The 7,190-nt window shown below is 46.3% G+C and carries 3 protein-coding genes; all 3 read right to left on the reverse strand.

The window, feature by feature from the left end:
• Positions 1-112: 112 nt before the first annotated feature.
• Entirely contained in the window at positions 113-4,219 is a 4,107-nt protein-coding gene (locus VIP81_RS27360) for a hybrid sensor histidine kinase/response regulator transcription factor (protein WP_331968905.1), read from the reverse strand.
• Between the two features lie 54 nt (positions 4,220-4,273).
• Positions 4,274-6,961 carry a DUF4962 domain-containing protein gene (locus VIP81_RS27365; RefSeq protein ID WP_331968909.1) on the reverse strand — a complete coding sequence of 896 codons (2,688 nt, stop codon included), beginning with the start codon at positions 6,959-6,961 and terminating at the stop codon, positions 4,274-4,276.
• Positions 6,962-6,966: 5 nt separating this feature from the next.
• Positions 6,967-7,190: sulfatase/phosphatase domain-containing protein (locus tag VIP81_RS27370; protein ID WP_331968912.1), on the reverse strand; the 224-nt coding region annotated here is incomplete at its 5' end.

Here is a 7,190-nt window from a genome sequence, read left to right on the forward strand (position 1 = left end):
GGTATTGCAGGGTAAAGTGATATTACAAAAATAACGTTGCCTTACTTACTAACTATCAGCAACGGCTGTTTCAAAAGTATCCTGAAACAGCCGTTGCTGATTTTTATCTTCCTCAGCTGCCAGCGCCTTCGTCATCTTTCTGATCTTTTCTCGAAAGATATTCTGAAGGAATACAGCCGTAATGTTGTTTGAATGCTGTGGAGAAATAAGAAGGTGAATTAAATCCGCACATATTGGAAATCTCCGAAATAGTATACTGACGCGCCGCCATCAGCTCCACCGCCTTATGAAAACGTATTCGTTTTACAAATGCGGAAACAGATTCGCCGGTAATCGCTTTTATTTTCAGGTACAGGTTAGAACGGCTCATCCCGAGTTCCCGGCTAAATTTATCTACGGAAAAATCATATTCCATCAAATTGGCTTCTACAATGGCAATCGCTTGTCTGATAAAGGTTTCATCCAGGCTGTTAAAAGTAATTTTTTCAGGGATCACCTCTTTCGAAGCGGAATAATATTCCCGTAACTGGCGACGGATTCTAAGAATACCTTGTACTTTTGCCTCCAGTAAAGCAATAGAAAACGGCTTGGTTACGTAATCATCCGCTCCCATTTCCAGGCCCATAATCTGCTGCGATGTTTCCGCTTTTGCGGTCAGCAACAGTACCGGAATATGGCACATCTGGATATTTTGTTTTACCCGTTTACAAAGATGCAGTCCATCGAGTTCGGGCATCATCACATCACTGATAATAAGATCTGGTTGCTGTTCCGCCAGTTTGGCCAATGCTTCTTTTCCATTATAAGCCACACTTACCTCATAAGATTTCCGGAAATACTGTTCCAGATAGGAAACGATTTCTTCGTTGTCGTCTACAATCAATAAACTGGCGCGTACAGTATCCTCTTTCAAAGTAAAAGCATCGGGTAACATTATCACCGGCTCTTCTACCAGTGTTTTCTTTTCTTCGGGAACTTCCTCCACATAAGCATCTCCGGCATATGCATTTTCGGACAGGGGAAGCGTGACGGTAAAAGTACTCCCTTCACCAGGCGCGCTTATTACAGTGATAGTACCGTGATGCAATGCTACCAGTCGTTTGGTAAATGCCAGCCCCACGCCGGAACCCAAATTCATTTCTTCACTGTTTACCTGGTAAAATCGGTCAAATACCTGGGACAAATGTTCCGCCGCAATGCCTTTGCCGGTATCTGTAACGGTGACGCGTACCTGCTCTCCTTCCCTGGCCAGCTCCATGATAATATCCTTTCCATTCGGCGTATATTTAAATGCGTTAGAGAGAATATTTGATAAAATATTTTCCAATGCATCTTTATCGTAGATGGCAGACAGCGTCACTTCTTTTGTATGGAACTGGTAGTTGATCCCACTCTTTTCTCCCAGCGGTTTAAATGACTGATAAATTCCCTGCACAAAATGGAGCATATCTCCCCGGGAAACTGTTAGTTTCCGGGTACCCATTTCCGTTTTCCTGAACTCGAACAATTGATTTACCAGGTGATAAAGCCGGCGGGTATTCGCTAACATCAACGTATGCTTACTCCGTAGGTCCGGATCTGTGGCGGGCCGGCTCATTATCTCTTCCAGCGGCGCCAGCATCAGTGTTAACGGCGTACGCAACTCGTGAGACACGTTGGTGAAAAAATCCATTTTTACCTGGTTAATATAATTCACCTTTTCGCGCTCCATCCGTTCTGTTTTCAATTGCTGTTGGGTAAGATATCTTTCGTGCAGCATCCGGTAAACAAGATAGGCGGCACCCAGTATAAACACGAGCAACAGCAAAATAAACCAGGTACTCTTATACCAGGGCGGCAGAATACGGATATGCATACTCCTCACCTGCCCCGTTTCTCCCTGCAGGCCTATCACCTTCACATAAAAAGTATAATTACCGGCAGGCAGATTGGTATACGTGGCTTTAGGCAGATTCTCCGTTTGTTGCCAGCCCACATCAAATCCATCCAGCTTATAAAGATACCGGGTTCTGTTGCCGGAGATATAATTAAATGAATTAAATAAAATGCTGAATTGCCTTAACTCGTGACTGAAAGTAAGTACCTCCGATTTATCGATATGCTGATCCAGTATCCCCGTTCCATCGCCCGGATATACCGGACGATTCAATACCTCCAGTCCTGTAAATGTGATGCCCAGTCTTAACGGTTGCTGCTTCAATGTGGCCGGATAGAAATAGGAAATGCCATTGGTGCCACCAAACAGCAACAGTCCATCTGCGGCTTTACAGCTGGCATAGAGATTAAACTGACTGTTTTCCAATCCGTCTTTGCTATCAAAAAACTGCCGCGCATGTGTATCCGGATTTAAGCGCAACAGCCCCGTGCTGGTAGACATCCAAAGATTGCCATCATTGTCCGGCTGTATACCATTGACGGTGCCCGCGGGTAAATAATCTGCTGTATGATAGTTGAGGAAAGTATGAGTGGCCGGTTGATAAAGATTCAATCCATCCCGCGTACCGATCCAGATCCTGTGTTGGGCATCTTCTGCCATACAATTAATCACATCATTGCTCAACGTGGCTCCCGGCAAGGCATTAAACTGCCCCTGATCCGGATGGTATTGGTTCACCCCATTGGTGGTACCAATCCAGATGATCCTGTTGCTATCTTCAAAAAGAAAAGTGATTTCATCTGAGCTAAGATGTTTACCCAAACCCGCAGCGGGATAGTGCTTAAATGTTTGCTTCGCCGGATCAAACAGGTCCAGACCAGAACGTGTGCCTACCCATACCTGTCCGCGATAGTCGGTCAGCAAGGCATACACCATGTCGCCGGCGATACTGCCGGGATCATCTTCGTGATGGCGGAATATTTTGTTGCTGCCCGTTGCCGGGTCCAGCAGATTGAGTCCTGCATTGTGTGTACCCACAAACAACTTTCCATCCGGACTGAAAGCAATCGATTTTACATTATTGGCGCTTAATGTATTGGCGCCATTTTCAGAATGCGTGTAATAGCGGATAGTATTGGCGGAGGGGTTCCAGTAGTTCAAACCTTTGTCGTTGGTGCCTATCCAGAAATTCCCTTTATGATCCTGCCGGATCACGTTAATCACCTCATCGCTGAGTGAAACGGGCCCCGTATTCTGGTTGATCATATTGAACATAATATCCGCCTCGTGATAATAGTTCACCCCACCGTAGTAAGTACCCAACCACATCCCGTTTTGATTGTCGCGGTAAATACACCGGACACTATTCTGGCTGATGGTATATGGAATGGTAGACTGATGATAATAATTCTGAAAGCGGGCAGATTTTTTATCGAGAATAGACAAGCCCCGGAAAGTCCCTACCCAGATGTTTCCATGGGCATCTTTGTTAATGGCCCTGACATCATTGTCCGCCAGCCCGGAATTATCCGGCTGATAAAGGTATTGCGTTACCTGCTGATCGGTGGCGTGATAGCATAGCACGCCACTGCCTTCTGTGGCCAGCCACCAATTGTTTCCATCAATAAAAATTTCATTGATGGGCGCTCTCTCTACGCCCAGATTTACCTTTGTCAATTGCTGTGAGGAAAGGTCCATTTTAAAAAGACCTTCGTCAGTCGCCAGCAGCAATGTTTGCGGTAACGTGGTGAGGTGGTAAACAATTTTAAAGCCGGGGCTTTTCAGCGGCAGTTCTTTGAATGATTGGGAAGCGGAATCAAAGTAATAAATACTTCCGGTGTTGGAAGCGGCCCAGAGGCGGCCATCCGCAGCGCAGGTCATAGCGGAAATATACCACTCGCCCGGCTTCGGCGTTATCCGGTAGTTACTAAAATTTTCAGTGGCATAATGATAGCGGCTGATGCCTTGATTACCGCCAATCCACAGTTCTCCTTTTTTATCAATGAAAATACTTTTGATATAGTAAGATTGTAAACTGTTGGAGTCGTTCTTCACGGGCCGGTAAATAGAAAAACGCTGCCCGTCATAACGGTTCAAGCCATCCTGGGTAGCCATCCACATGAATCCCAGCGTGTCCTGCACAATGGCAAACACGGTTCCCTGAGACAAACCTTTGTTGACAGAAATATTCCTGAAATGCCGGGGAGTTACCTGATCCCTGGCCCATCCGATGGAGGTAAATAAAGTAAACAGCAGGCTGAAGCAGCCATACAACAAATACAAAGTCCTTCTCATGCCGATTTTGGTGGCGCCTCTCTTTATTACATTGAGTACACGTCGCATTCAAATGTAATAACATCCGGAATAATTCCCAACCGGAAAAAAGGAATTACCACCTTACTCAGGCTGCCGGGGATCACGGTCATACTTAGCTACGTCCGGCAATTCGTCTGTTACTTCCGTTTGATGGCTACTGTTACCGTTGGCTTCCAATAACATGGAGCTACCTGCTACCTTAGGCACATACTTTTTCCCTTCAAAACTAAGCGGCAGATTACCATAATTAAAACAAGCACGATTTGTTTTACTGCTGACCTGTATAGCTGCCGGCCTGTTGCCATCCAGCCGGGCCTGAATATGCCAGCCACCAAGGTCACATTCATAAAACCCTTTGCCGGTGGGCACTACTTTTACTATTTCCGGCTGCCCTTCTTTTATCTGCATCACTGTTAAAAAACGATACTGTTTTGCCGGCAAGGAGGTAATACCTGCATGCCACTGCGAGGAAAACACTTTGATGTTGCCATCATCATCCGTCACCTTAGCCCAGTTAACAGCCGGGTAAGCAAATTGATGATGCACCATTAATGTGGAAGGGGCATCGGATATTACACTTATCGCCACCTTCGCCACATCGGCGTTGATGATAAAGTTTTGTTGTTGGTTGCCTGTTGGCTGTTGGGCTGTAATCGTATAATACGGGGCATGAAACTGGGTGGTCCATTTCACCGGCCGCGCAGCTGCCAGTTCATCATATAAAAGGATAATGCCTCCATCGAGTTGTAACATATGTCGCCGGAATAATTTCACGCCCGCATCGCCATAGCCATGGCTGCTATCAGCCGTAATCTCTATTTGCGAAAAACGATCCAGCCAAAAAGAACTGAGAATAGGTCCGTATGCATTGGAAGCATCTCCCAGCGCATATTGGATGTGCTGCCCACTGATGGCACGAGGTATCCAGCCATAGCCTTCCTCTCCCAAACGCTGACTTAAACTATCTGCCAGGACAGTACTGTAAGCTTTTGAGCTACGGTAGTCCAGCAAATTATGTGGATCGCTGAAGTTGCTGTAGTAGCCACTTCCACCCAGGATGGTTTTACCTTTATAGTTCACCGTCACGGCATTTTGCGACGCATGACCATGTCCCGAAGAGCCGAAAGGGCTGCTCAGCAAGTAACTGCTTAACTCCTGCTTATCTTTTGCCAGCTCTTCATGCATGGCCACCACGCCCACATCCGCAAACTTCCTCGTTTTAGGCAAATCAGCGGGAGATTTGATGTCCTGTTTACGATCGGGGTTGTAATTCAACAAGCGGAAAAACAGGTAATCATCTGTTCCTTTAAAAAAGTCGGGATGATCTTTTTTTATCTCCGCCACATACCAGTTGAGATAAGGATTATTTACTTTTAATGAGAGCGCATCGGCAAACCATGCCTGGCCTTTTACCATATGCGGAATATTCTCCCACATATCTCCGGTAGCGGTAGACGGCGATCCCGGCGGATAGGTGTAGATCATAAAGTAGGGCAGGTTTTGCATCCAGGGAAGATTAAAATAATTTACCCCGGAGAAATCACTGAACAACTGCGACAGATAGATGAACGATTTATAGTTGACCCGAAAATATCCGTTGCCCTCATGCCAGCCACCATCGGTCGTTCCCAGGATGGGAAAACGCGCCGTCCACACTTCATACAGATAGGAAAGCCATTCTCTTGCTTCCGGTACTTCATGTACTACTGCCACCGTAGCAATGGCCAGGTTGCGCATGGTAATCTGCCATACATGATTATCACTCACATGTAATTCAAACCGGTTGGGCAGATGATCATATACCCTTTTGGCTCTTATCCTGATCACGTCTTTCAAATGATTTTTCTCCGATGTATTCAGCACCTGGTAGCCTGCATCATAAAACCAGCCCAGAGCTTCCAGCACGGCGCCACTGGTGAAGTCATCGCCGGTAGCCAACCCATTGGGGTCCATAGCAGCGATATTGAGCGCACGACGTTTTGCATCTAAAATAAAGCGTTCATCTTTGGAGAGCTGATATGCAATACACAAATTACGAATGGGCGTACCTACTTTATCTCCAAAGCCATGGTACATGCGCTCAATGATCTTCTTTTTTTCCAGGGGTGTTTTCCCGGTGGTATCAATAATGCGCATGGGCTGCTCTGTCGGCAATGGTTCGCGCATCAGTCTTTCTGCATAGGCAATAAATACTTTGGCTTCTTTATTATTCAGATTATTACGATAAAATTCATCACCGATGGTATTCATATTCCACAAGCGCGGATGAGGGCCTTCGTTGCGTTTCAGTACATCACTAACCGGTGGCGGCACGACGGTAGTAGCTTTGGAGCTTACAATAAAATCATATGCCGGCGACCATACCCAGCTGCCACCTTTCAGTGCATAGGCATATTTCCAGTACCAACGCCCCGGCTTCAATGCCTGATGCAGTGGATACACGGCCCATTTTTGCGGCGCGCCCGCTATCAGGTTCTTCGTAAAATTACTGTCGCTCGACAGCAATACTTTATAAGCGACATTGCCGATATTCGGATCTTCCGGCACTTCACTTCCGGTTTCCATGGGCAACACTATATTTTTGCCATTGGTGGCCGGCCATAACAACGCAGGCGTGGCCGACATCACCGTAATACCATTTACCGGATAAGGCCACTCCCTGACACGGGCATGCAATTTTTCTGCGGAGAGCTTTATCAGAGAAGGCGTTTGCTGGCTATACGCCCTGAGCGCAATGATGGCAATAGATAGCGTAAGTAATTTCTTCATGATCTTTATAAGTAGGCAGAAAATTGATCGTTATGCTGTTTACACCATTTGCTGAGATAACTCCGCATGGTGGTGAGTATTTTTTTGGAAGATGATTGCATGGCCAGGTTATTCATTTCACCGGGATCTTTTGACAGGTCAAACAACTGCTCTCTGATGGCGCCTTTGCTGTATACAATGTACTTGTAATGGCTGCTGATCACCGCTCTCCCACTGATGCCCAGCAATA

The sequence above is a fragment of the Chitinophaga sp. genome, from assembly GCF_036566945.1.
Lineage (GTDB): Bacteria > Bacteroidota > Bacteroidia > Chitinophagales > Chitinophagaceae > Chitinophaga.

What these genes read in the sequence shown, in the direction of transcription:
- VIP81_RS27360 (WP_331968905.1), bottom strand. Translation starts at nt 4,219, where the DNA reads ATGCGACGTGTACTCAATGTAATAAAGAGAGGCGCCACCAAAATCGGC.
- VIP81_RS27365 (WP_331968909.1), bottom strand. Translation starts at nt 6,961, where the DNA reads ATGAAGAAATTACTTACGCTATCTATTGCCATCATTGCGCTCAGGGCG.